This window comes from Planktotalea frisia (assembly GCF_001890925.1).
GTDB lineage: Bacteria > Pseudomonadota > Alphaproteobacteria > Rhodobacterales > Rhodobacteraceae > Planktotalea > Planktotalea frisia.
In genome coordinates, this window is sequence record NZ_MLCB01000159.1 from 43,207 (window position 1) to 67,250 (window position 24,044).

A 24,044-nucleotide genomic window follows, 5' to 3' on the forward strand; every position below is an offset into this window, starting at 1 on the left:
AACAGTCCATAGAGTTTACTTAACGGAGCCAGCGAGCAGCCCACGTACGAGATATTTTTGCATTGCGAAGAAGACCAAGAGTGGCACAGATATCGATACGAAGGCAGAGGTCGCCAAGATCTCCCAGTTGCCACCGCGTGTGCCTAAGAGTTCAACGATTTGTTTGGTCATAACAGTGGTTTCACCCGTGGCGTCGATCAAGAACACGAGGCTGACGAGCAGGTCGTTCCATGTCCAAAGGAATTGGAAGATTGCAAAGGACGCGAGTGCTGGAAAGCTGAGCGGCAGGATGATCTTGGTAAAGATCTGAAACTCAGTGGCACCGTCGACGCGCGCGTTTTCAATGATATCGCGCGGTAGACCGACCATGTAATTTCGCAGCAAATAGATCGCGAGCGGTAATCCGAACCCTGTATGAGCCAGCCAAACCCCCAGATAGCCTTTGCCGATGCCGATGCCGAGGTGCAGGCGTAGCAAAGGGATTAGTGCCAATTGCAACGGCACGACCAAGAGCGCGACAATGAATGCAATTAAAAGAGCCCTGCCCGGAAAATCCATCCACGCCAACGCATAGGCCGCAAAGGCCGCGATCAGGATCGGGATGATCGTTGCAGGGATTGTGACGGTCAGCGTATTAAAGAACGCTTTGGTCATATTGTCGGTGGCGTCACCCGTGATCAGGACGTTCTTGTAATTTGCCCAAGTGAATTCAGGCGGCGTTTCGGCGGTCACAAAAATGCGGGAACCGCGTGACCCTTCGAACGGCTCTGCGTTTTCCATACGGTAGCTGCCATCGGCCTGCACCGTCACGGTGCCGCCTTTGCGCAATTCTGCCGTGTCGCCCGCGTTAAAGTCAGCAATCGCGCGGCTTGAAATGCCCCAAACGCTGATTGTCGCGTCTTTGCCTTCTTCAAACAGTTTGCCTTCGATGACGTATAAGCCATCAATCTGCGCCTGCGTTTCAGGTGCGTCCGTGCGTAGGGTCAGGTTTTGCTCTGACGGGAACATGGATTTCCACCAGCCAGACGTGGCGATCTGATCGGCGGTTCTAAACGAAGACACCAGCAAGCCAACCGTCGGGAACAACCACAAAGCGACCAAAGCCACAACTGAGAGATGAACCGCCCATGTGAGCGAGGATTTCGTGCCAGCAATGTTATCCATTACTTCATCTCCTTACGCGCATTATAGACGTTCCACACAAGGATCGGCGTGACCAGCAACATGATCACCATGGCAGCGGCCGACCCGACACCCCAATCATTGGCGCGGAACAGTTTGTCGTACATATAATTAGCCAAAACCTGCGTTTCCCATTGTCCGTTGGTCATCGCAAACACGATGTCGAAGACTTTGAGAACAACGATGGTGATCGTCGTCCAGACCACGACAATTGTTCCCATGATCTGGGGTATCTTGATCTTGAAGAAAATCTGGAACGGGTTGGCACCGTCTACAATCGCCGCCTCCACGGTCTCTTCTGGAATGCCGCGCAAAGCTGCGGATAGGATCACCATGGCAAAACCTGTTTGGATCCAAACCAGAACAATCATCAGCATGAAACTGTTCCAGAATGGCACTGTCAGCCATTGTTGCGGCTCGTTTCCAGAGAACCAAACATAGATCGCATTGAGGATGCCGATCTGCTCTGTCCCCGGTGGACGCGCGTCGTAAACGAGCTTCCAAATCACTGCGGCACCAACGAAAGAGATTGCCATGGGCATAAAGATCAAGGATTTCGCTATGCTACCCCAACCGATCCGGTCAGTGAGTTGCGCAGCGAGCAAGCCAAATGCGGTGGACAAGGCAGGCACCACAATCAGCCACATCATATTGTTGCCAAGCGCTTCCCAGAATTTATCCTCAGCCATCATCTGCGCGTAATTGGCAAAGCCGACAAAATCGTAAGTGGTGGAGCCATCGGATTGCGTCACGCGCTCTGTCAGGGACAAGCGGATCGTCTCGACCACAGGGTACGCAAGATAAACAGACAGCGCGAAAAGCGCAGGAAATAAAAAGAGCCAAGGGCGCACGATGTTGGCGCGATTGATGTTACGCCCTGCATTCGGGCCACGTGGCGGATAGATGAAATTATCAAGGGCAATATTGGAGAGCCAGAAATAGCCGACGCAGCCGCCGACACCCATGATGATGGTCACAAGACCTAATAGTGCTGGATGCATTGCCGTTCTCCCCCCAAAGAAAAAGCCTGCCCGTAGCGTAACGGACAGGCCAATGTTGTGTAAGTGATTACTTCAAAGCGTCCCAGCTTTCCTGAATGCCAGCTGCAACTTCAGCCGCATCTTTGCCACCTGCATAGTCAACCATGCCGGTCCAGAAAGAGCCCGCGCCAACGCCGCCTGGCATCAGGTCGGAACCGTCAAAGCGGAAGGTCGTCGCACCAAGCAAGATTTCGTTCATCTTACGTGTCGCGTCATCCGGGAAGACAGAGGCATCAACACCTTTGTGGGGTGTCAAGAAACCGCCGTTCTTCATCCATGCCTCATGGGCCTCTGGTGTCTTCAAGAAGGCGATCAGCTCGTGTGCTGCGTCGCTTTCGTTGGTGATTGACCAAAGTGTGCCCGCACCAAGAACCGGATTGCCCAACTCTTTTTCCGCATAGGCTGGGAAGTAAAAGAAATCCACGTCTTCGCCAACAGATGTGCCCTCAGGGAAGAAGGCCGGAATGAAGCTCGCCTGACGGTGCATGTAGCACTGTGGGGGGCTTGCGAACATGCCCTTAGGGCTGTCACGGAAGTCTGTAGAGGCAACTGCGCCTGCACCACCAGCAACGTAAGCGTCGTTACGGGCGAATGCGCCGAACTCTTCGATGGCTGCAATGACTTTAGGATCCGTGAACTTCAGATCGTTTGCGACCCAAGCGTCGTAATCTGCTGGCGATTGTGTGCGCAACATCATGTCTTCAACCCAGTCCGTCGCTGGCCAACCTGTCGCGCCACCGCTACCCAGACCGATGCACCAAGGTGTGCCGCCGTCTGCAACGATTTGATCTGTCAGCGCTTTCAGTTCTTCCATAGAGTTTGGAATGTCATAGCCTGCATCTTCAAAGTTCTCAGGGATGTACCAAACCAAAGACTTCACATCGACGCGGAAGAACATGCCGTAAAGGCTATCTGTACCATCCGCACCTGCGTAAGTACCCAGATCAACCCAAGATTGCCCTGCTGCGTAGTTTTCTTTGATCCATGGACCCATGTCGTCCTTGAGCGGTGTCAAGAAACCACGTGCCGCCATGTCGGATGCGAGACCCGGCTGCGGGAAGACCGCGATGTTTGGCGCGGAACCCGCTTCGGCATCAACCAAGATCTGCTGCTCAAAGCTGTCAGAGCCAACGTAGCGCACGTCCGCGCCTGTTTTCTCAGCGAATACAGACAGCACTTCTTCAACAATTGTCTGCTCTGGGCCAAGCCACGTACCAAAGACCGTAACCTGTTCACCCGCGAGGTGACCGTCAGCGTGTGCAAGACCAGCGGTCAATGCAAGAGCTGCAGTGCCCGCATAAAAATAGTTCTTCATGAATGTTCTCCCAAACAAACGTCCGCTTTCTTTGCGAACCTTTCATCCTGCGCCCAAAGCGCTTTGATGAGCCGTAGGATTGCGAAAAAAGTATCAGAGTCAACCTAAACCTTGCGCTCTTTGCTTTGTTTTACTTCGTATCGTCACAACACCGATTGAAAAATTGACCTTTGACGTTCAGGCCTCTTCATGTCTATCAAAGATAAATTGAAAGCGCTTTGGGTGTAAAAAGTGCCGTAAGGTTAGGAAACACAGGTGAATTTGAAAGAGCTCTCTGAGATCTTAGGATTGTCGCAAACAACTGTAAGCCGTGCTTTGAACGGTTATCCTGAGGTGTCAGAGGCCACGCGCCTGCGTGTTCAACAAATTGCACGTGAAAACAATTACAGTCCGAATGCACGTGCGCGCGGGCTTGCGACAGGACGTGCAAGCGCGATTGGCCATGTGATTCCAATTGGTCTTCGTCATGAAATGGTAAATCCGATCTTTGGCGACTTCATCTCTGGCGTCGGTGAAGTCTATGCCCGCGAAGGATTCGATCTGATCATGTCTGTGGTGTCGGGCGATGAAGAGATGAACGCCTATCGCAACCTAAGCGCGCGCAGTTCTGTGGACGGGGTCGTACTACATGCCCCTTTGATGAACGACCCACGCATCCCATTGTTGCGCGACCTTGAGATGCCTTTTGTGGTGCACGGTCGTGCCTCTAACGAGGAACATCCCTACGCATGGCTTGACGTGAACAACACGTCCGCCTTTCGCCGCGCAACGGATTTTTTGTTGGACCTTGGGCACACGCGGATCGCTTTGATCAACGGGCTCGAGACGATGGATTTCGCCTATCGGCGCCGCGAAGGCTATGTGAGTGCACTTAGCGAACGCGGCATAACCTTTGATCCGAGCTTGATGCGCGCAGATGAGATGACCGAGGATTTTGGCTATCATAGCGCCAAAGAGATGCTTGCGCGCGATGTGGCTCCTTCTGCTTTTCTTTCCGCATCGATGATCTGTGCCTTCGGCATTCGTCGCGCGATCGAAGAACGTGGCCTGAAAATGGGGGCTGACGTATCGGTTGTCACGTTTGACGATGACCTCAGCTACCTCGCCAATGGCCAAAACGTTCCGATTTTCACTGCCTGTCGCTCATCCGTGCGCACAGCGGGCGTACGTTTGGCAGAAATGCTTTTGCGACAGATTAATATCCCGGATGCCCCGCATGAGACCGAGCTTTTAGAGGCAGAACTGATCGCAGGGCAATCAACCGGCCCTTATAAGGATTAAGACATGGATAAATTCAGCCTTGGCCGCTCCAATTTTCCGGATGGTTTTATGTTTGGCACTGCCACCTCTTCTTATCAGATCGAAGGGCATGGGTTTGGGGGTGCCGGACGCACGCACTGGGATGATTTCGCGGCAACGCCCGGAAATGTGGTGCGCGCGGAACATGGACAGCGGGCTTGCGATCACTATCACCGTTATGAAGAAGACCTCGATCTTATCGCCGCAGCTGGCCTTGATGCCTATCGGTTCTCGATCTCTTGGGCACGTGTGATGCGCGAAGGACGCGGTGCAGTGAATGCGGAGGGGCTTGATTTCTACGACCGCCTCACCGACGCAATGTTAGAGCGCGGCTTGAAGCCTTGCGCGACGCTTTACCACTGGGAACTCCCCTCGCCGCTGGCTGACATGGGTGGTTGGCGAAATGGCGATATCGCGAACTGGTTTGGCGACTACACCGACGTTGTTATGGGCAAGCTTGGCGATCGCATGCATTCTGTGGCGCCGATCAATGAACCATGGTGCGTGGGTTGGTTGTCGCACTTCCTTGGCCATCACGCCCCCGGTTTGCGCGATATTCGTGCGACGGCACGTGCGATGCATCATGTGCTGTTGTCTCACGGCACCGCGATTGAGCGTATGCGCGCTTTGGGGATGAGCAACCTTGGTGGTGTGTTCAACTTTGAATACCCGCATCCAGTCGATGACACGCCCGAAGCGATTGAAGCCGCCGCGCTCTATGACGAGTACTACAATCACTTCTTTCTGAGTGGTATTTTCAAAGGCACCTACCCTGCGCGTGTTCTGCAAGCTTTTGAGCCGCATCTACCTGAAGGCTGGCAAGATGATTTCAAAACCATCCAAGCCCCTATCGATTGGGTCGGACTGAACTATTACACCTGCAAACGCATTGCACCCAATGGTGGTGCATGGCCGTCCCATGATGAAGTAGACGGTCCTTTGCCGAAAACTCAAATGGGGTGGGAAATCTATCCCGATGGGCTGCATCACTTCCTAAGGCGCACAAAAGAGATGTACTCGAGGGATATACCGCTCATCGTGACCGAGAACGGCTTAGCGAATGCGGATGTGCTGAAAGACGGTGCTGTAAATGATCCGGAACGCATCTCATACGTCGATCAACATCTGCACGCTGTGCAACGCGCTATCGCGGATGGCGCCCCTGTTGAGGGTTACTTTCTATGGTCGCTCATGGACAATTATGAATGGGCACTCGGCTATGAGAAACGCTTTGGCGCAGTGCATGTGGACTTTGACACGCTGGTACGCACACCAAAATCATCCTACTATGCCCTCCAAGACGCCTTGCGCCGCTAGCGCAAACATTTATTGAGCACCCTATGACATCAAATGCCCCTCTCATCCTTGCCGCAGACATTGGCGGCACGAATACGCGCGTTGCTTTGTTAGACGGAACAGTTTTGCGCGCGCAGACGGTGACGAGGTATCAAAACGCGAAGTCCAGCGGGCTTGAGGATATCCTACGCCATTACATGGACGCTCAAAGGGCCACGCCTGATGCGGTTAGTCTCGCGCTTGCCGGTCCTATTGAGGACGGCTCGGGACGGCTTACCAATCTGGATTGGGCGATTGACGCAGATAGTGCCAGCGCGGCCACTGGCGGTGCGATGGGTGTTTTACTCAACGACCTACAAGCCCAGGGACATGCCCTGCCCTTTCTTGCTCCTGATGCTCTGAAGAGCGTCCAAAGGAGCGATGAAGCCTCAAAAGACGCGCCTTGTCTAATGATCGGGATAGGCACTGGCCTGAATGTCGCCCCAGTCCACCGCATTGGCACACACACCTATGTACCCGCTGCTGAAGCAGGTCACATCAGTTTTTCCGCGCGCGACGCAGCACTTGGTGCGTTTGAGGATGATCTTGAAGCGCGTCTTGGCCATGTGGCGGCCGAAGACATCATGTCGGGTCGCGGCCTAGAGCGCGCGTATCGCCATGTGACGGGACAAGACCTGCCCGCCTCGGATGTTATGGCACTTTGCGGAAATGGCGATCAGAACGCAGATACTGCCGCGGGCCTTCTTATCCGTGCGCTGGGCCATTTCGCTGGTGATATGGCATTGGCGCATCTCCCCCTTGGTGGCATTTATCTGGTCGGCGGCGTCGCACGTGCGCTGCTGCCCTATATGGATCAGCACGGCTTTCGCACCTGCTTTGCCGACAAGGGCCGTTTTTCAGGATTTATGGCGCAGTTTTCGATTTCTGTGGTCGATGATGACTATGCAGCCCTCGTCGGTGCCGCCTCTTATGCGCAAGAGTGTCTCGGCGCGACGTAACAGCCCTTTTGGTTTGCTGCGAAACTGCCTATGCTTCGCCTAAGGTAATGCTGGGGGCAACCATGTCAGATTCGATTGATTACGGACATCTCATGCACAACGCGATGCGTGGACTGATCAAGACCGTGCTCGAGGACGTCAGAGACAATGGCCTCCCGGGGGAACATCACTTCTTTATAACCTTTGACACTAGCCACCCTGATGTCGCCATCGCGGATTGGCTGCGTGAACGCTACCCGTCTGAAATGACTGTGGTGGTGCAGCATTGGTTCGACAATCTCGATATCCGCGACGATGGATTCTCGATCACGTTAAACTTTGGCGACGCACCCGAACCGCTCAATATACCGTTTGATGCTTTGCGCACGTTTGTTGACCCTTCCGTTGAGTTTGGTCTGCGCTTTGAAGCAGAAGACGATGATGAAGACGAACATGGCCTTCATTCTGTCGACAGCGATGCGCGCGAAGAAGCGCAGCCTGTCACGAGCACGCAAGAGCCAAAAGAAAAGCCGAAAAAGGACGCTGATGTCGTCTCTTTGGATTCATTTCGCAAGTAAGCGGCTTGTTTTTACGTTTCTCTAATTGCATCAGCGGTAGGTTTTCGCCTAAACGGCATGCAATTGTATACCACACATCCCCCTGATCCACGCACAGGAGACGAACATGTCCAACACGCGCACAGAAACAGACAGCTTTGGCCCTCTAGAAGTTCCTTCTGACAAGTATTGGGGCGCGCAAACGCAGCGCTCTTTGATGAACTTCCCGATCGGTTGGGAAAAGCAACCCGTCGCCATCGTGCGCGCGCTGGGCGTGATCAAAAAAGCCTGCGCGATGGCCAACAAAGCCTCTGGCGATCTCGACCCGAAATTGGCAGATGCAATCATCGAAGCGGCTGGCGAAGTGATTGAAGGCAAGTTTGACGACAACTTCCCGCTGGTCGTATGGCAGACAGGTTCTGGCACGCAATCCAACATGAATTCCAATGAGGTCATCGCCAACCGCGCGATTGAAATTCTCGGCGGCGTGATCGGCTCCAAAGACCCCGTGCACCCCAATGATCACTGCAACATGGGGCAGTCCTCAAATGACACCTTCCCCACGGCGATGCACATTGCGTCTGCCATGATGGTGCGCGACACGCTTTTGCCTGGCTTGCAGCAGTTGCTGGCAGGCCTGGACGCGAAAGCGGAAGAGTTCAAAGACATCATCAAAATCGGACGGACGCACACGCAAGACGCGACGCCGCTGACGCTTGGACAGGAATTTTCTGGCTACGCGCATCAAATCCGCCAAGGCATCGCGCGCATTGAAGCAACAATGCCGGGTATCTATGAACTGGCCCAAGGCGGCACCGCAGTGGGCACAGGTCTCAACACCAAGCACGGTTGGAGTGAAACCGTCGCGGCGCATATGGCTGATATCACTGGCCTGCCCTTCGTCACCGCGCCCAACAAGTTCGAAGCGCTGGCAGCACATGACGCCATGGTCTTCACCTCTGGCGCCATCGCGAGTGTTGCTGGTGCATGCTACAAAATCGCCAATGACATGCGTTTCTTAGGCTCCGGTCCGCGTTCTGGCCTTGGTGAGTTGATCCTGCCCGAAAATGAGCCGGGATCGTCGATCATGCCCGGCAAAGTGAATCCGACGCAAGCAGAAGCGCTGACGCAGGTCGCAGCACATGTCATGGGCAACGACACTGCGATCAAATTTGCAGGCTCGCAAGGTCACTTTGAGCTTAATGTATATAACCCGATGATGAGCTATAACCTGTTGCAGAGCATGCAGCTTTTGGGCGATGCGACTGCCAGCTTTACAGAGCGCATGCTCAATGGCACGAAAGCAAATGAGCCCCGCATCGACAAACTGATGAAAGAAAGCTTGATGCTAGTCACTGCTTTGGCACCCACAATCGGGTATGACAACGCGACCAAGGTTGCCAAGACCGCCCATAAGAACGGCACGACCTTGAAAGAAGAAGCCATTGCGATGGGTTTTGTGGACGCTGAAACGTTTGAACGCGTTGTGCGCCCCGAAGACATGATCGGCCCGAAGTAATGGGCAAGCCGGTCAATCTTAACCGGTTCAAAAAGCAAAAAGCGCGGGCTGAAGACAAAGCCCGCGCAAATCACAACGCGGCCGCATATGGCTTGAGCAAAGCACAGCGGGATTTGGCAGAAGCCAAAGAGGAACAAAAGCGCCGTTTGCTTGATGGCACGAAGCGCGATGATGTCTAAATAAGATCATCATCAAATTATCGCCGTATTTGGCATGCATAACACCTCGAATCTTATTGGTCTGAGTGGTCAAAATGTCCGAAGCCGAACGAAATAACGAAATCCCGCGCGCCCAGCTGATGGCGATCAGACAAGCGCGTCGTTATCTCAAGGGCAACGATGGCACGCTTGCGCGCATTCTAAATGCATATAAAAGCGCAAGCGAAAATGGCACTCAACTTGGATTCTTACCGGAAAGATGATGCAGCGCCCTCAAAAACGCTCCCTTACTTTAAAAGGTCACCGCACGTCAGTGTCCTTAGAGGACGCGTTTTGGGATGCGTTTCGTGATATTGCGCACAAAAAAGGGCGTGCTATCAACGATTTAGCAGCTGAAATTGATTCTATTCGCGGTACTGATTGTGGTCTTGCGTCAGCGATCCGTCTATATGTTTTAAAGCATAGCAAGCCCCAGTGACGTTTACTGGCTGTTAAGAATATCGCGCTTAAGCTACGCAGATGTATACCCACCCTTTGCCCCTTTCACCTGAGCTTTGGATCCGCACTCTTTTCGCATCCAAAGCAGCAATAGATGGTGGTGTGGTTCGGCGAAAATCGTCTGATATGGCGCGTATTGTTGGACGCGAACGGTTTCTCGTTGAAATTGAACGTAGAGGATTTCAAGAGATAGAGAATTGCGGGCAAATCATTGTTGTCTGCAACACGGATCCAATTCGGATTCTACGCTGAAAGTCTTTGCAAAAAGACTAACCAAGGCCTTTTGCAAAAGGCCTTTTTACCGCGCGTCCAATTTTAAATATATTCCATCTTTCGAACGTACGGTCAGATGCGCGACAGGTTCTGGTGCGGGGCGATCCGTCAAGGAAACCCGGTAATTTTTCAAAATCATAGAGAGCAGCAAAACCCCTTCGATCAAAGCAAACCCCGCTCCTGGGCACACGCGGCTGCCCGCAGAAAACGGAACATAAGCATCTCGCATGCAGGTTTTGCCATTTTCCGTACCCCAACGATCCGGATCGAACCCATCAGGATTGTCCCACAGCCGCTCATGTCGATGCAAATGCCACGCGCTTACAACAACTTGGCTTCCAGTTCTGACTTCGCGCTTACGAAACTCTTCAGGGCATGTGTTCTGACGCACCATCATCGGCACAGGCGGATACAAACGCAGCGCTTCTCGAAACACATCGCGGCTGATGCGCAGCTTGGAAATGGCAGAAAACTCCTCCACAAGCCCGGCTTTTGCTTCCGCTGCGACCTTGTCCTGCCACTCAGGGAACATAGCCATCAAATACAAAGCCCACGCCAAAGCGGAAGCGCTTGTTTCGTGTCCCGCAAGGAAAAAGATCGACACTTGATCGACCATTTCTTCTGCAGTGAACTTTTCGCCCGACAAAGGATCTGCCGTCGTCATGATCTTGGTTGCAAGATCGTCAGGTGCTGTACCCGCTTCAATCTGGGCATGACGGTCCGTCGTTAACTGGGTGATCGCTGCACGAATTTTCGCCGCTGATCTGCGCGTAGCAGAGCGAAAGAAACGCGGCATCCAGCGCGGCAAGGGCAGAACCGCCGCAAGGTTCAACAAAGGTTGCGAGCGTTGATAGCGATGAAACTCACGGAACATTTCTGCGGCGATCTCATTCTCGATTGGGATCGAAAACAACGTGCGAAAGATCACATCGGCCGTTGCGTGGCTTGTGTGTTGTTCAACTTCGATCTCTTGCCCGACACTTGCCTCAAGGCGTTTCACAGCCCCTTCAGCAGCAGCCCACATGGACGGAAATGTTTCGCGCAAACGCCCGCCCTCAAAGGCTGGATCAATAATGCGGCGTTGGCGCTTCCATACCTCACCATTGGTCAGGAACACACCGTCCCCCAACAAAGGCCGTAACCCTTCACTCACACGCCCGCTTTTTGGGAAATCATCAGGGCGCTCTTTTAGGACAAGCTTTACCAACTCGGGTTGATTGATCAGATAAGAACTAAAAAAAGGCGTGCGAAACTCGGCCATCCATGCGCGGTAGAGCCGTGCGGGTTGCGCGGACAGAATGTCTTTGCGAAACAGCTTGGCGTATTGGCGCAAGCTGACTTTTTCCGAGCGTGCCTTTGGTTTGGGGGGGGAGGATTGGCGCGTTCATGGGCCAACACGCGTGTAGCGGTTTACAGGCGTTTCTATCCGGCTTTTTGAAGCAGGACGCCCTTTATAACGCTCGATCAGCGTCTTGGGGCCTGCCGTTATCTGGAAATAGTCGTAGTCTTTTGGGCGATCAAACGCACAAAGATATTGAAAATGTAGCCTGAAAAAGCGCCGTTTGAGGGCATTCCAGCGCTCTGGGCTTAGGGTCTGCGTAAAAGCCGCCGAGAACACCAAAGGCTGAGATTTGTCCGCAGGGGCGACCCCGCTCACGTTCACCGGATCACACAGCGCAAATGCGCACCCGTCACCGGGAGCCGTCACGTCGACCCAAAAAGGCGAATTTTGCACAGCTAGAAACGCAAGGTCGGCGCGGAGACGCCAAGCATCTGGCAAAAAAGAGACCATCGGCACGACCTGACCAAGTGTCAAAAAACTTAAAGTTGGGCCGTCTTCTCGTAAGCGCCCTGACCGGATCACGTCGGCCAAAACTGAGACACCCAAATGCGCGCCTGACGAGTGACCGACAATCAACACCTCATCGACATCAGCATCCAAAGCGTCAGAAATTCGCGCAACAAATTCTGACATTCGGCCCTCTAACTCAGGAGGGTTTGCACCATTTGTGTGCGCCGAGTAAGCATAATCATGCATCAAATAATATGCGAAAAACTTGTTATCCTTGCGCCTGAACCATTCCAACACCCCGTAAGCCGCACACGCGCCGAGGCCCCAACCGACAATCGTACCGATAAAACCAAGCCCGAACATCTGGAAAAGCTGTGCAATACCATAAGCGACCAGCCATGCTAGAAACGCCTGCAACAGCAAGAATCCAACGGGATAGAACGCAGCGATCACTGGCCCTTTGCGCAAGCGCATCAAGCGCCATAAAGCACCGGACCCGATATATGTCCAAGCCGTGCGCGCCATGACACCGTAGGTGGCAGCGATTCCCATGTTCATACTGGTTTTCACAAGGTCCGCCCAATAGAGCACTTCGACTTCGCTCTCGACGCTCATACCCTCAATCGTAGCACTCACGTGCCAGCCGTATGGACCCTTGCCTTGCTTGGGTTTCAAACCAATCTCATAACTGGAAATTTCAGCCTGTAGCGCGCTTTCTTTGCGGTAGAGTTCGCGGTAGCGACGCGGATGAAACGGATCATAGCCGGGGATATAAAACACCCGCCGCTTCGTCACCGATTTGTCCTGATCACTCATACCGCACGCACCTTTTTGCCTAGCATCAGCGTAGCGGCGCTATTTGGCAAGAGTATGGCTTAACCTAGCGTTGCAAGTGCTGGAAATGTCTCAAGCAGCCAGAACGCAAAGAGCGAGAATGCACCTGTAATCATCGCGAGCCCTACGGCGATCAAAAGCACGCCTGAGACTTTCTCGATCATGCCCATATGGCGTTTTAACACTGTCATCACACCCATCGCGCGATCGATGAAAAACGCCGCCAACAAAAATGGAATACCAAGCCCTAACGCGTATACGCCAAGCAGTGTTGTGCCACGTGCAACGTCCGCTTCTGACGCGGCCAATGACAGGATCGCGCCAAGTTGTGGGCCGATACATGGCGTCCAGCCGAACGCAAAAGCAAGTCCAAGGACATAGGCACCAAACGCACTGCCACCACGATCACCTGCATCCAGACGCGCTTCGCGATCCAGAAATCCGATGCGAAAAACTCCAAGGAAATGCAGACCGAAGATGATGATCACGACCCCTGCGATTTGGCCAAAGAGAACTTGGTTTTGTAAAAAGAAAGCTCCGAACACTGACGCTGTGAAACCAAGCAACAAAAAGATCGTCGAAAGCCCCATGACGAAAAAGATCGCAGCAATGCCCGTTTGGCGCCGCGCCGCGCGTGTACCTTGCATTTCTGGCAGTGAGACGCCGCTCATAAAGGCCAGATACGGCGGAACAATCGGCAGCACGCATGGGCTGAGGAACGAAATGACCCCAGCCAGCAAGGCCACGATCATGGCAGGTGCAAGACCTGCGGATATAATGTCGATTCCAAACATGCGCCCACTTAGCCTGAGCAATGTGGCGATGCAAAGTCACAAGCACGTGGACAGAATGTAACATCACGCCTAAATGATCGGTATGAAACACACACTTGATGCCACCGACCTGCTCTGCCCTTTGCCTGTGTTGAAAGCGCGTAAGCGTTTGCAGCCCTTGAACGCAGGAGATCTGCTTGAAATGCGTGCGAATGATCCTGCGGCGATTGTCGATGTCCCACATTTTTGTGCTGAGGCAGGACATGCGTTGATCGAAACCCGTGAAGACGGTGACGTACAAATCTACCTGATCCGCAAAAACGGTTGATCAAATGAAAAACGCCGCATCACAGGATACGGCGTTTCTCTAATTTAGGCTTTGAGCTAGCCTACTTACCCAGTGACCACCAACCGCGCCGCTTAGGCTTGCTCGGCTCGACAGAGGCAAGCACTTCCGGCTCACTTTTAGGTTCTGGTGCCGGCTCTGGCTGTGGTTCAGGTGTCGGCTCTGGTTGAACCTCGACTTGAGGTTCTGGCGTTGCGTCCACAACAGGTGCAGGCTCGGCTACAGTTTCTACAACCACAGGCGCTTCTTGCGCCACAGCCTCTAAAGGTGCTTCCTCAACAGCGACCGCCTTGGGCTTGCGCGCACGTGGTTTGCGCTTTGGCTTTTCAGGCACAGCTTCCGCTTCGACGTCAGCCGCAGGCGTTTCTGCGACAGCTTGCGTCTCGCTCACCTCTGCTGGTGCGTCTGCATCCGCAATCTCATCGGTCTTAGGCTTAGCGCGGCTGCGCGAACGTCGGACGCGCTTGGGCTTTTCGCTCGCTTCGACATCTGCATCAGGCGCATCGGTCTCAGCAGGCGCCGCGTCCGCAGTCACTTCAGCAGGAACCTCACCAGCCTCATCCGAGGCTGCGCCTTCTTCGTCTTGCTGTGCATCTGCACCGCCATTGTTGTTCTTCTTACCGCCCCGACGACGACGGCGACGACGCTTCTTGGGTTTGTCTTCCCCTTCAGCCTCAGCCGCGCTTGGCGCAGTGCTTTCGCTTACGGGCGCTTCATCCTCTTCAACAATTGCCTCGTCTTCGTCGATTTGATCCATGATGGATGTATCAACTGAAACAACATGCGCAGATGGCTCAGGCACAACACGCGTTGCGGTCTTGAATTTCTCTAGCGCGAAATCCGGGCTGACGAGATGCACATCCGCCTCGATCCGCACGGACAGACCGTAACGCAGTTCGATTTGCGCGATATGCTCACGCTTTTGGTTCATCAGGTAGTTGGCGATTGGCACAGGTGCGCGCACGAGAACTTCACGGGAACGACGGCGCACGCCCTCTTCCTCGATCTGGCGCAAAATGCTGAGCGCCATGTTATCATCAGAGCGGATCAAGCCCGTGCCATGGCACGATGGGCATGGCGCAGTCGTGGCTTCGATCATGCCAGGACGCAGACGCTGACGCGACATTTCCATCAAGCCAAAACCAGAGATACGACCCACTTGGATACGCGCACGATCAGACTTTAACTTGTCCTTCATCATCTTTTCGACGGCCGCGTTGTTCTTGCGCTCGTCCATGTCGATGAAATCGATAACGATCAAGCCCGCAAGGTCACGTAGACGCAACTGTCGCGCAACCTCTTCGGCGGCCTCAAGGTTGGTCTTGGTCGCGGTCTGCTCGATCGAGCCTTCTTTGGTGGCGCGACCCGAGTTCACGTCGATCGCAACAAGCGCTTCTGTCACGCCAATCACGATGTAGCCACCGGACTTCAACTGAACCGTTGGGTTAAACATCCCGGCCAAGTAGCTTTCAACTTGGTAGCGCGCGAAGAGCGGCATGGACTCAGCGTAAAGCTTCACGTTCTTGGCATGCGATGGCATGATCATCTTCATGAAGTCTTTCGCGGTACGATACCCACGTTCGCCCTCTACAAACACTTCGTCGATGTCGCGGTTATACAAGTCGCGGATCGAGCGTTTGATCAGATCACCTTCCTCATAAATCTTCGCAGGTGCGATAGATTTGAGGGTCAGCTCGCGGATTTGCTCCCACAGGCGTTGAAGGTATTCATAATCACGTTTGATTTCTGTTTTGGTACGCTTTGCTCCAGCGGTACGCACGATCAAGCCAGCACCCTGAGGCACTTCAATTTCGTTCGCTATCTCTTTGAGTTTCTTACGATCTATGGCGTTGGTGATCTTGCGAGAAATGCCACCACCGCGTGCAGTGTTGGGCATCAAAACACAGTAACGGCCAGCCAATGACAGATACGTTGTCAGAGCTGCGCCTTTGTTGCCGCGCTCTTCTTTAACGACCTGAACCAAAAGGATCTGGCGTACTTTTACAACTTCTTGGATCTTATAGCGACGTGGACGTGGCTTGCGCGGAGGGCGAATGTCCTCAACGTCATCGTCATCCGCAACAGATTCGATGTTCTCGTCGCGCTGTGACGCTTTCTTGGCTTTGCGCGCGTGATCGTCTTCAATCTCGTCGTCGTCGCTCTCAGAAGCGGCGTCTACTTCTTCGGCAGGAACCTCTGCGTCGGCGTCAACTTCGGGGGCAGCTTCATCTTCAAATGTTGTTTCTTCAACAACAACTGCATCTTCAATCTCGCCCGCAATAGGCGTTTCGACAGGTGTTTCCGCGACCGTTTCCATCGGGGACGAACCCTCTGGGGTGTTGTCAGTCCCGTCATCACCCAAATCTATCGTCTCCATCCCTGCGATATCGCTGGACGGTGCATTTTCAGGCGTCTCTACTTCCTTGCTGACGATTGCATCATCGTTTGATGCATCCGCAGCTTTGGTGGACGAGCGCCGACGCGAACGGCGTGGCTTGGGTTTGTCTTGCTCTTCATCTCGCGCGCGCTGGCTTTCAGCATAAGCGCGTTCTTCCTCCATCAAGGCCTCACGGTCCGCGACGGGGATCTGATAATAATCAGGATGAATCTCGGAGAATGCGAGGAAACCGTGACGGTTCCCACCATAATCTACAAAGGCCGCTTGAAGCGACGGCTCAACGCGCGTTACTTTTGCGAGATAGATGTTGCCAGCAAGCTGGCGTTTGTTTTCAGACTCAAAGTCAAATTCCTCAACTTTGTTTCCGTCGACCACCACAACACGGGTTTCTTCCGCGTGGGTGGCATCGATAAGCATTTTCTTAGCCATGGTATCCGTTTGCGCCCGGCGCAACGTGTCGCGGCAACCAGATCACTCACATGATCAGGTGGTCCGTTTGTATGAAGTCTGGGGCGTCTATTTGAGGCGATGGTGCGCGCATGGCGGCAGAGCCCTTGCGGGGCTCCTGCTCTTATACTCATGTCCTGCGCGCGCTTCATCGCGTTTCTTCTCCGACACGTCGCACTGGCTTCAGTGGCGTGCCCGTTAAAATGCTGCTTTCTATGACAAAAACAGCGTGTCGTATGGCCAACTCAGAATCTATTTGAATAAGATCACCAAATGGGCCGTATCGGTCTGCGTCCTATCGCTTTGGCATTTTGCCGTGCGGGACGCAGCGAAACTCTCCCGATCCATGTTTGCGTGCGCAACCACCGACCGTGCTTCCTACATAGGGTCTAAAGGGATAGTTTCGCAATGGGTAATCGCGGCGGCGAGCAAGATTTACGCTGGGATCACGGCAAAAGCGCCAAACGCCGCGAGAGGCAACCAGACACCACCCATTAGACACATTTTCGGCAAGCCCACGCCCTACATAACGCGCAACGCTTAACCCAACGGCACGTATCAAGCGTTGAAAGGACATAAAATGACGTCTTCAAACACACAGGCCCCCGTCACAAAGGGGGCATCGTCGCAAACGAATGCTCCGCAAACCAGCAAGCCAAAAGAACAAACGACAGTATTCACCGATTTCGCCAGTATCTGAGCCGTCCATTTTCAGGTATCAAGATCAGCATGAGTGATCCTGTTTCTTCGATTCCCAATCTAGGCCCAGCAAGCGACATTAGTTTTACGAAGGCTGGCATAACAAGTGCTGATCAAGTCCGCGCGCTTGGTGCACAAGCGTGCTACAGCAAGCTGATCAAAGCTGGCACAAAGCCTCATTTCATTGGCTTTTATGCGCTTGCCATGGGGCTTCAAGGCCGCCCATGGAATGATTGCCAAGGTGCTGAAAAAGCCGCTCTGCGCGCAACTTTTGACAAAATCAAAGCGGATGCCAAAGGCACAAAAGAAAAGGGCCGCTCCGATCTCGAAGCAGCCCTGGACTTAATTGGTGTGATCGAAAAGCGTTAGAGCTTAGCCAACCAGTTCTAGACCAGAGAAGAAGAACGCGATTTCTTCTGCTGCTGTCTCAGGAGCGTCGGAACCGTGTACAGAGTTTTCGCCGACTGATTCTGCGAACTCAGCGCGGATTGTGCCCGCTGCCGCGTCGCTTGGGTTCGTTGCGCCCATAACTTCGCGGTTTTTCGCGATTGCGCCTTCACCTTCCAGAACCTGAACGACAACTGGCTCAGAGATCATGAATTCACACAGTTCGCCAAAGAACGGACGCTCGGAGTGAACACCGTAAAACGCTTGCGCTTGAGCAAGTGTCATTTGGATGCGCTTGGAGGCGACAACGCGCAGACCCGCGTCTTCGAATTTCGCAACGATTTTGCCTGTAAGGTTACGGCGTGTTGCATCAGGCTTGATGATAGAAAATGTGCGTTCAAGAGCCATGGGAGACTTCCTTTTTATTAGAGACGCACCGCGACTGTGCGGTGAACGCCTGTGAATTCTGTGGCGCGCTTAGCATGGGGTTTGTGAGTTGAAAAGCATCCTGTTGACTTATTCACCCTTTGTGAGAACGTAGTGAGAACAAACAGGAGCGGACGATCATGCACAGCACCAACTACACCGACGTTCTTATTTTGCCTTCTGAGGATTGTCGCACCCGTGTTGCGACGGTTCCTGACAAAGCGGGTTCTGTCGCGCAAATGCTCTATGAACGCATCGCTGATGCGCCCTACACTTTAGAAAGTGATGATTTGCTCAGCACAGTCGCCGCCCTGCGCAAGGATATCCCGATTGATGAGCATGCCTTGTTTCGTGCGGAGTTCTTTTCAAAGGGGCAAGCGTGCCTGCGTGCGTCGCCCTTGGTGAAATCCTTTGGTTGGGCAGTTCACCACAATAGCGATGCAAAAATTGCGCTGATTGATCCCGCAAGTGCACGTTTTGCAGAGCTGAGCCATGACGCGTCAATCAAGCAAGTCACAGGCATGCGCAACAAACGTGCATAAAACACCGCTAGCGCCGCGCGATTGCCTCTGTTAGAGGCTCGCCATGCTTAAGATATCAGACATAACATACTCCGTCGCGGGCCGCACTTTGGTCGAAAACGCATCCGTCACAATCCCGACAGGCCACAAGGTTGGCCTTGTGGGGCGCAATGGCTCGGGCAAGACCACATTATTCAAGATCATTCGTAAAGAAATGGTGCTTGATACGGGTTCCGTGAGCATGCCCCAAGGTTGGAAAATTGGCGGTGTGAGCCAAGAGGTTCCGGGCAACGAAGTGTCCTTGATCGACACAGTCCTGCGCGCCGATACAGAGCGTGAAGCGCTTATGGCCGAAGCTGAAACCGCCACGGACCCGACACGAATTTCCGAGATTCAAACCCGCCTGACCGATATCGATGCATGGTCTGCCGAAGCGCGCGCCGCAACGATCCTCAAAGGTCTTGGTTTTACCCATAACGAACAACTCCAACCCTGTTCAGCCTTTTCCGGCGGTTGGCGTATGCGCGTCGCTCTGGCGGCAGTTCTTTTCTCTGAGCCTGATTTGTTGCTGCTCGACGAGCCGACAAACTATCTCGATCTTGAGGGCGCGCTTTGGCTCGAGGCCTACCTCGTCAAATACCCGCACACAGTTTTGATTGTTTCACACGACCGTGAGCTGTTGAACCGCTCCGTTGGCGGCATTTTGCACCTCGAGGACAAAGGCCTTATTTACTACACAGGCACCTACGACATGTTCGCCAAACAGCGCGCGCAAAAACGTGCTTTGCAAGCCTCTGCGGCAAAGAAGCAAGACGCTAAACGTGAGCATTTACAAGCCTTTGTGGACCGCTTTAAAGCCAAAGCCTCAAAAGCAAAGCAAGCGCAATCGCGCGTCAAAGCACTAGAAAAGATGGAAACCATTCGCGCGCCAGAGGATGTCGCACGCACTGTGTTTACCTTCCCCAAGCCTGAAGAACTCTCGCCGCCCATTATCGCGACCGAAAAAGCCTCTGTCGGGTATGGAGAGACGATCATCCTGCGGGATTTGAACCTGCGCATCGACCAAGATGACCGCATCGCTTTGCTGGGACGCAACGGCGAGGGTAAATCGACGCTTTCTAAAATGCTCTCGGATCGTCTTAAGATCGCGAGCGGATCGATGGTAACATCGAACAAGTTGCGCATTGGTTTCTTTGCGCAGCATCAGGTGGAAGAACTCTACGTTGACGAAACGCCGCTAGAGCACCTTTTGCGCGAACGCCCTGCAGAGGGCCAAGCGAAACTGCGTGCGCGACTTGCAGGTTTCGGGCTTGGCGCGGATCAGGCTGATACAGCAGTCGGCAGGCTATCTGGTGGGCAGAAAGCGCGTTTGTCGCTCTTGCTCGCCACACTCCCTGCCCCGCATTTGTTGATCCTCGACGAGCCGACCAACCACCTTGACATTGAATCTCGCGAAGCCCTTGTGGACGCTTTAACGGCCTACTCTGGTGCGGTCATTCTGGTCAGCCACGACATGCATTTGCTGTCGATGGTTGCTGACCGTTTGTGGCTGGTGAAAGACGGTCATGTCTCTGTCTATGAAGAGGATTTGCAAGCTTATCGCAAAATGCTTTTGAGCAACGACAAGCCTGCGAAGAAAGACAAAGACGCGAAAAAAGCGGAAAAGCCTAAGGTTAAACGCCCGTCGCAAGATCAGATCAAAGCGCTGCGCGCGGATGTGCGCAAGTGCGAAGAGCGTATGTCCAAAATCGACGAGATGCGCGATAAATTGGCGAAAAAGCTCGCGGATCCAGTGCTGTACGAAGAAGCACGCAAAGGCGAACTTGAGACGTGGAACAAGAAGTACGCCGAAGTCATGGAGGCTCATGGCCGCGCTGAAACCATGTGGATGACGGCGCTTGAAAAGCTTGAGGCGGCCAACGCGTCGTGATCGACACGGCGTTTTTCATAACGTCTTTCGTGACGCTGTTCGTGATCATTGACCCTATCGGTCTGACGCCTTTGTTCGTTGCATTGACGCAAGGCATGACCGTCAAGCAACGTCGTGCAATCGCGATACGCGCGACTTTGACCTCTGCGGGAATTCTTGCGCTGTTTGCTATCTTTGGCGAAGCATTGCTAGGATTTATCGGTATTTCCATGGCGGCGTTCAAGATTGCGGGCGGTATTTTGTTGCTGCTCACAGCTCTTGATATGTTGTTTCAACGCCGCTCCAAACGGCGTGAGGATACGGCGGAAGAAGACGACGATCTGGATGATCCGTCTGTGTTTCCTTTGGCAATCCCACTTATTGCTGGACCCGGCTCGATTGCGACAGTGATCTTGCTTGCTGGCACACAACCCGGGTTTACGGGGCTTGGCCTATCGCTGGCTGTTATGGTTTTGGTTTTGATCGTGACCTTCATTTTCTTTGAGGCCGCTACGCCCTTGGAACGCTTGCTAGGCAAAACAGGCATAAACGTCGTCTCGCGTTTGCTAGGTATGTTGTTGGCCGCATTAGCGGTGCAATTTATGCTAAATGGCCTGCAAGACTTTGGTCTTTTGGAAAACGTTCCTAGATAGAGTGAAAGGAGGCCCGATATGGCGCAACTTTCCGGCGATGATTTTGGCAATTTGATTTATCTCGTGCTGCTTGGCGGTGTGATTGCCTTTTGGTTTTTCACGTCCTCACGCGGTTCGATGAACAAAGTTCTGCAACAAATGTCTGTCTGGGCACTGATTTTTATTGGTGTCATTGCGGCCTATGGCATGTGGGGCGATATCCGCCAAACTGTCGTTCCGCAGCAAAGCGTCATCAGCGGCGGCGAACGCATCGAGCTGCCGCGCGCGCGTGATGGGCATTATTATGCAACGGCGATGGTGAACGATGTGCCGATCCGCTTTGTTGTTGATACTGGCGCGACAGGTGTCGTCTTGCGCAAAGCGGACGCGTTTGCAGCGGGGATTGATCCTGATGAGTTGGCTTTTGTGAGAGAGGCCATGACGGCCAACGGGTCTGTGCGCATCGCTTCGGTGCGAACCGATAGTTTCGGTTTCGCAGGGGCAGAACTACCGCGGTTTCGGGTAGATGTGAACGAAGGCCAGATGTCGCAATCCCTTATGGGGATGAGCTATTTGCAGACATTCGAGAGGATCGAGATTTCGGGCGGTACATTAGTACTGGTGCGGTAGCGTTGTTTGCACCTGAGGGAGCCTCCGGCGGGGATATTTTTAAAGAGAGGAAGCGCGCGGGTTAACCTTAATGACAGGTTATTCCTTTTTCGCCTTCATCTGCCAATTGCCGCTTTCTTCTGACCAATATTGCGCAGTGCAGCCTGCATCAGTCAGCATTTTCCACTGCGCGCGTGCCGTTTGCAGGGCAACGTCGTCATTACCATCGAAAAGGATACAAGTACGCTCATAGGTTTTGACTTGTTCAGGGCTTATGTCCGCGCCATCGATACACATGGCGCATGCGGCATCGTTCGCAGTGGCATGTGTGTCGCTCAGTAAGATCGGCTGCGCGGAATCGTGCGCCGTTCCTGTTACGCCGTGCGCGAGAAAATCTGTTTTTCTGCCGTTCCAAAGTGCGTGATCTAGCGCTTCTAATCGCGCCGAGCTACGGCCCACAACCACACAGCGCCACCCTGCCCCGAGCGCTTTGCCAAGCAGCAAAGGCAGCGTGGTTTCCAGCGGATTGCGTGTGAGGTGGTAGAAGTAGGCCGCCCCCATATCAGCTCTCAAACATATCCGAGACAAGGCGGTTTAACGCCATAACGCCCCAGCCTGTCGCACCTGTCGGGGCCAAAGTGGATTCAGATTTCAGCGAGGCCACACCCGCGATATCAAGGTGGACCCAGGGCGTGTCTTCCTTCACAAAACGTTGCAAGAATTGCGCGGCGGAGACAGAACCAGCAGCGCGGCCACCAATGTTCTTCATATCTGCGATACGCGATTTCAAAAGGTCATCGTAAGCTTGGCCCAGTGGCATACGCCACGCACCTTCACCCTCGGTTTGCGCGGCTTTGAGGAACGCATTGCATAGGTCATCATTGTTAGAGAAAACGCCCGCATTTTCATGCCCTAAACCTACGACAATTGCCCCCGTGAGCGTGGCGAGATCAATCATACCAACAGGCGCAAAGCGGTCCTGCGCGTACCACATCACGTCACACAGAACGAGGCGGCCCTCCGCGTCGGTATTGATAACTTCAACCGTGTCGCCCTTCATTGACGTGACCACATCACCGGGGCGTACAGCGTTGCCGGAGGGCATGTTTTCCACAAGCCCGACAAGACCGACAACATTCGCCTTTGCACCGCGCAGCGCAAGCGAGCGCATCACGCCAGAAACGACGCCCGCGCCGCCCATGTCCATGGTCATGTCTTCCATGCCGGCACCAGGTTTGAGCGAAATACCGCCTGTGTCGAACACCACCCCTTTGCCAACCAGTGCAAGCGGCTTGGCGTCTTTCTCGCCGCCCTTCCACTGCATGACAACGACTTTGGAGGGGCTGTCAGAGCCTTGACCCACACACAGCAGCGTGCCCATGCCAAGCTTTTCCAGCTCAGCTTCTTCGAGCACCTCAACTTCAAGCCCGAGGCTTTCCATCTCTTCGAGGCGATCCGCGAACTCTGTGGTCGTCAAAACATTTGCGGGTTCATTCACCAAGTCGCGAGTCATATGCGCGCCTTCAGCGATAGCAAGAAGCGGTTTCACCTCGACCTCTACTTCTTCGGGCTTGGCACACATAACGCTCAGAGTGCGCGATTTATCGTCTGTGTTCGTCTTGTGCGGGTTGAATTCATAAGCGCGCATCGCAGCCCCGAGCACAATTTGCGCTGTTTTCGCGTTGCTTCCCGCAATCAAGAGCGCAGCGCCCTCGCCCATAATCTTGCCAAGTGCGGCACCCGCCTTGCGCGCATCCAAAGCGCTGGGTCGGCGATCCAAGACCAGCACATCTACCGCATGCGCCGCCATTCCCGCGGGAAAGTTGAGCGTGATTACTGCGCCCGCTTTGGCATCCTCTAGCTTGCCCGCCTCAACAAGCCGCGCCAAGGCGCCTTTGCTCAATCGATTGATACGACGCGCGCCGGCATCAAGTTTACCATCACTCGCAACCACAACCGCGATACGACCTTCAAAACCGGCAAGAGCATCAAGATCGACGGCGGTAAACGAAGTGGCAATGAGATTAGGCATGAGAGAGCGTTCCTTTTTGCAAATTTAGCCTAGGGATAGCGAGGTTCGCGAGGCTTTGCCAGATAGCAGTTTTCCACAGGGTAAAAATAGGTTACAGATTGGAAAAAAGCAGCAGGCAAACGGGG

General features: G+C 53.7%; 23 protein-coding genes. 13 read left to right on the forward strand and 10 right to left on the reverse strand.

Annotated elements, in window-relative coordinates; genetic code table 11:
• Nucleotides 1-15: 15 nt before the first annotated feature.
• The 3 genes from PFRI_RS13860 to PFRI_RS13870 all read right to left on the reverse strand — a co-directional run bounded on the left by PFRI_RS13860 (nt 16) and on the right by PFRI_RS13870 (nt 3,537).
• Entirely contained in the window at nt 16-1,164 is a 1,149-nt protein-coding gene (locus PFRI_RS13860; protein ID WP_072631293.1) for a carbohydrate ABC transporter permease, read from the reverse strand.
• Complete coding sequence (locus tag PFRI_RS13865) at nt 1,164-2,183, reverse strand: carbohydrate ABC transporter permease (protein ID WP_072631294.1); 1,020 nt, start codon at nt 2,181-2,183, stop codon at nt 1,164-1,166. The genes PFRI_RS13860 and PFRI_RS13865 overlap by 1 nt, the downstream gene beginning before the upstream one ends.
• Before the next feature lie 67 nt (nt 2,184-2,250).
• Entirely contained in the window at nt 2,251-3,537 is a 1,287-nt protein-coding gene (locus PFRI_RS13870; RefSeq protein WP_072631295.1) for an ABC transporter substrate-binding protein, read from the reverse strand.
• Between the two features lie 255 nt (nt 3,538-3,792).
• Here PFRI_RS13870 and PFRI_RS13875 point away from each other — a divergent pair, with 255 nt between their 5' ends.
• From PFRI_RS13875 to PFRI_RS13905, 7 genes are all read left to right on the forward strand, one after another.
• Nucleotides 3,793-4,818, forward strand: coding sequence for a substrate-binding domain-containing protein (locus tag PFRI_RS13875; protein ID WP_072631296.1), 1,026 nt, complete (start codon nt 3,793-3,795; stop codon nt 4,816-4,818).
• A gap of 3 nt (nt 4,819-4,821) precedes the next feature.
• Entirely contained in the window at nt 4,822-6,153 is a 1,332-nt protein-coding gene (locus tag PFRI_RS13880; RefSeq protein ID WP_072631297.1) for a GH1 family beta-glucosidase, read from the forward strand.
• Nucleotides 6,154-6,176: 23 nt separating this feature from the next.
• Nucleotides 6,177-7,130 carry a glucokinase gene (locus tag PFRI_RS13885; RefSeq protein WP_072631298.1) on the forward strand — a complete coding sequence of 318 codons (954 nt, stop codon included), beginning with the start codon at nt 6,177-6,179 and terminating at the stop codon, nt 7,128-7,130.
• Nucleotides 7,131-7,192: 62 nt separating this feature from the next.
• Entirely contained in the window at nt 7,193-7,687 is a 495-nt protein-coding gene (locus tag PFRI_RS13890) for an SspB family protein (protein ID WP_072631299.1), read from the forward strand.
• Between the two features lie 106 nt (nt 7,688-7,793).
• On the forward strand, nt 7,794-9,185 hold the full coding sequence (gene fumC, locus PFRI_RS13895) for a class II fumarate hydratase (RefSeq protein WP_072631300.1): 1,392 nt from the start codon (nt 7,794-7,796) through the stop codon (nt 9,183-9,185).
• Nucleotides 9,185-9,364 (forward strand): DUF4169 family protein, encoded by a 180-nt coding sequence (locus PFRI_RS13900; RefSeq protein WP_072631301.1) that lies wholly within the window; start codon nt 9,185-9,187, stop codon nt 9,362-9,364. Before fumC ends, PFRI_RS13900 begins: the two co-directional genes overlap by 1 nt.
• 238 nt (nt 9,365-9,602) lie before the next feature.
• The gene (locus PFRI_RS13905) at nt 9,603-9,821 is read left to right on the forward strand and encodes a ribbon-helix-helix domain-containing protein (protein ID WP_072631302.1); all 219 of its coding nucleotides are present in this window, start codon (nt 9,603-9,605) and stop codon (nt 9,819-9,821) included.
• 318 nt (nt 9,822-10,139) lie between these two features.
• On the opposite strand, the gene PFRI_RS13915 is transcribed toward PFRI_RS13905, so the two are convergent.
• The 3 genes from PFRI_RS13915 to PFRI_RS13925 are packed head-to-tail and all read right to left on the reverse strand — an operon-like array spanning nt 10,140 to nt 13,534.
• Nucleotides 10,140-11,447 carry a cytochrome P450 gene (locus tag PFRI_RS13915; protein WP_072631304.1) on the reverse strand — a complete coding sequence of 436 codons (1,308 nt, stop codon included), beginning with the start codon at nt 11,445-11,447 and terminating at the stop codon, nt 10,140-10,142.
• Between the two features lie 51 nt (nt 11,448-11,498).
• Nucleotides 11,499-12,722 (reverse strand): hypothetical protein, encoded by a 1,224-nt coding sequence (locus PFRI_RS13920; RefSeq protein WP_072631305.1) that lies wholly within the window; start codon nt 12,720-12,722, stop codon nt 11,499-11,501.
• Between the two features lie 59 nt (nt 12,723-12,781).
• Nucleotides 12,782-13,534 carry a cytochrome c biogenesis CcdA family protein gene (locus tag PFRI_RS13925; RefSeq protein ID WP_072631306.1) on the reverse strand — a complete coding sequence of 251 codons (753 nt, stop codon included), beginning with the start codon at nt 13,532-13,534 and terminating at the stop codon, nt 12,782-12,784.
• A 73-nt stretch (nt 13,535-13,607) separates the two neighbouring features.
• Here PFRI_RS13925 and PFRI_RS13930 point away from each other — a divergent pair, with 73 nt between their 5' ends.
• Nucleotides 13,608-13,841, forward strand: coding sequence for a sulfurtransferase TusA family protein (locus tag PFRI_RS13930; protein ID WP_072631307.1), 234 nt, complete (start codon nt 13,608-13,610; stop codon nt 13,839-13,841).
• 61 nt (nt 13,842-13,902) lie between these two features.
• Here PFRI_RS13930 and PFRI_RS13935 read toward each other — a convergent pair whose 3' ends face one another.
• On the reverse strand, nt 13,903-16,686 hold the full coding sequence (locus tag PFRI_RS13935) for an Rne/Rng family ribonuclease (protein ID WP_072631308.1): 2,784 nt from the start codon (nt 16,684-16,686) through the stop codon (nt 13,903-13,905).
• Nucleotides 16,687-17,433: 747 nt separating this feature from the next.
• Between PFRI_RS13935 and PFRI_RS13940 the strand changes: the two genes are divergently transcribed.
• Nucleotides 17,434-17,772, forward strand: a complete 339-nt coding sequence (locus PFRI_RS13940; RefSeq protein WP_072631309.1) for a TfoX/Sxy family DNA transformation protein — start codon at nt 17,434-17,436, stop codon at nt 17,770-17,772.
• Between the two features lie 3 nt (nt 17,773-17,775).
• Here the strand turns inward: PFRI_RS13940 and ndk are convergent, their stop codons facing one another.
• Nucleotides 17,776-18,198, reverse strand: coding sequence for a nucleoside-diphosphate kinase (ndk, locus tag PFRI_RS13945; protein ID WP_072631310.1), 423 nt, complete (start codon nt 18,196-18,198; stop codon nt 17,776-17,778).
• A 158-nt stretch (nt 18,199-18,356) separates the two neighbouring features.
• On the opposite strand from ndk, the gene PFRI_RS13950 reads away from it, so the two are divergent.
• The 4 genes from PFRI_RS13950 to PFRI_RS13965 are packed head-to-tail and all read left to right on the forward strand — an operon-like array spanning nt 18,357 to nt 21,908.
• On the forward strand, nt 18,357-18,758 hold the full coding sequence (locus PFRI_RS13950) for a DUF6157 family protein (protein WP_072631311.1): 402 nt from the start codon (nt 18,357-18,359) through the stop codon (nt 18,756-18,758).
• 43 nt (nt 18,759-18,801) lie between these two features.
• Nucleotides 18,802-20,667, forward strand: a complete 1,866-nt coding sequence (locus PFRI_RS13955; protein WP_072631312.1) for an ABC-F family ATP-binding cassette domain-containing protein — start codon at nt 18,802-18,804, stop codon at nt 20,665-20,667.
• Nucleotides 20,664-21,299 (forward strand): MarC family protein, encoded by a 636-nt coding sequence (locus PFRI_RS13960; RefSeq protein WP_072631313.1) that lies wholly within the window; start codon nt 20,664-20,666, stop codon nt 21,297-21,299. The genes PFRI_RS13955 and PFRI_RS13960 overlap by 4 nt, the downstream gene beginning before the upstream one ends.
• An 18-nt stretch (nt 21,300-21,317) precedes the next feature.
• Entirely contained in the window at nt 21,318-21,908 is a 591-nt protein-coding gene (locus tag PFRI_RS13965) for a retropepsin-like aspartic protease family protein (protein WP_072631314.1), read from the forward strand.
• Between the two features lie 78 nt (nt 21,909-21,986).
• Here PFRI_RS13965 and PFRI_RS13970 read toward each other — a convergent pair whose 3' ends face one another.
• Both PFRI_RS13970 and PFRI_RS13975 read right to left on the reverse strand, forming a co-directional pair.
• Nucleotides 21,987-22,448: a DNA polymerase III subunit chi gene (locus tag PFRI_RS13970; protein ID WP_072631315.1), complete on the reverse strand. Its 462-nt coding sequence runs from the start codon at nt 22,446-22,448 to the stop codon at nt 21,987-21,989.
• 1 nt (nt 22,449) lies between these two features.
• Complete coding sequence (locus tag PFRI_RS13975; RefSeq protein ID WP_072631316.1) at nt 22,450-23,919, reverse strand: leucyl aminopeptidase; 1,470 nt, start codon at nt 23,917-23,919, stop codon at nt 22,450-22,452.
• Between the last annotated feature and the right edge of the window lie 125 nt (nt 23,920-24,044).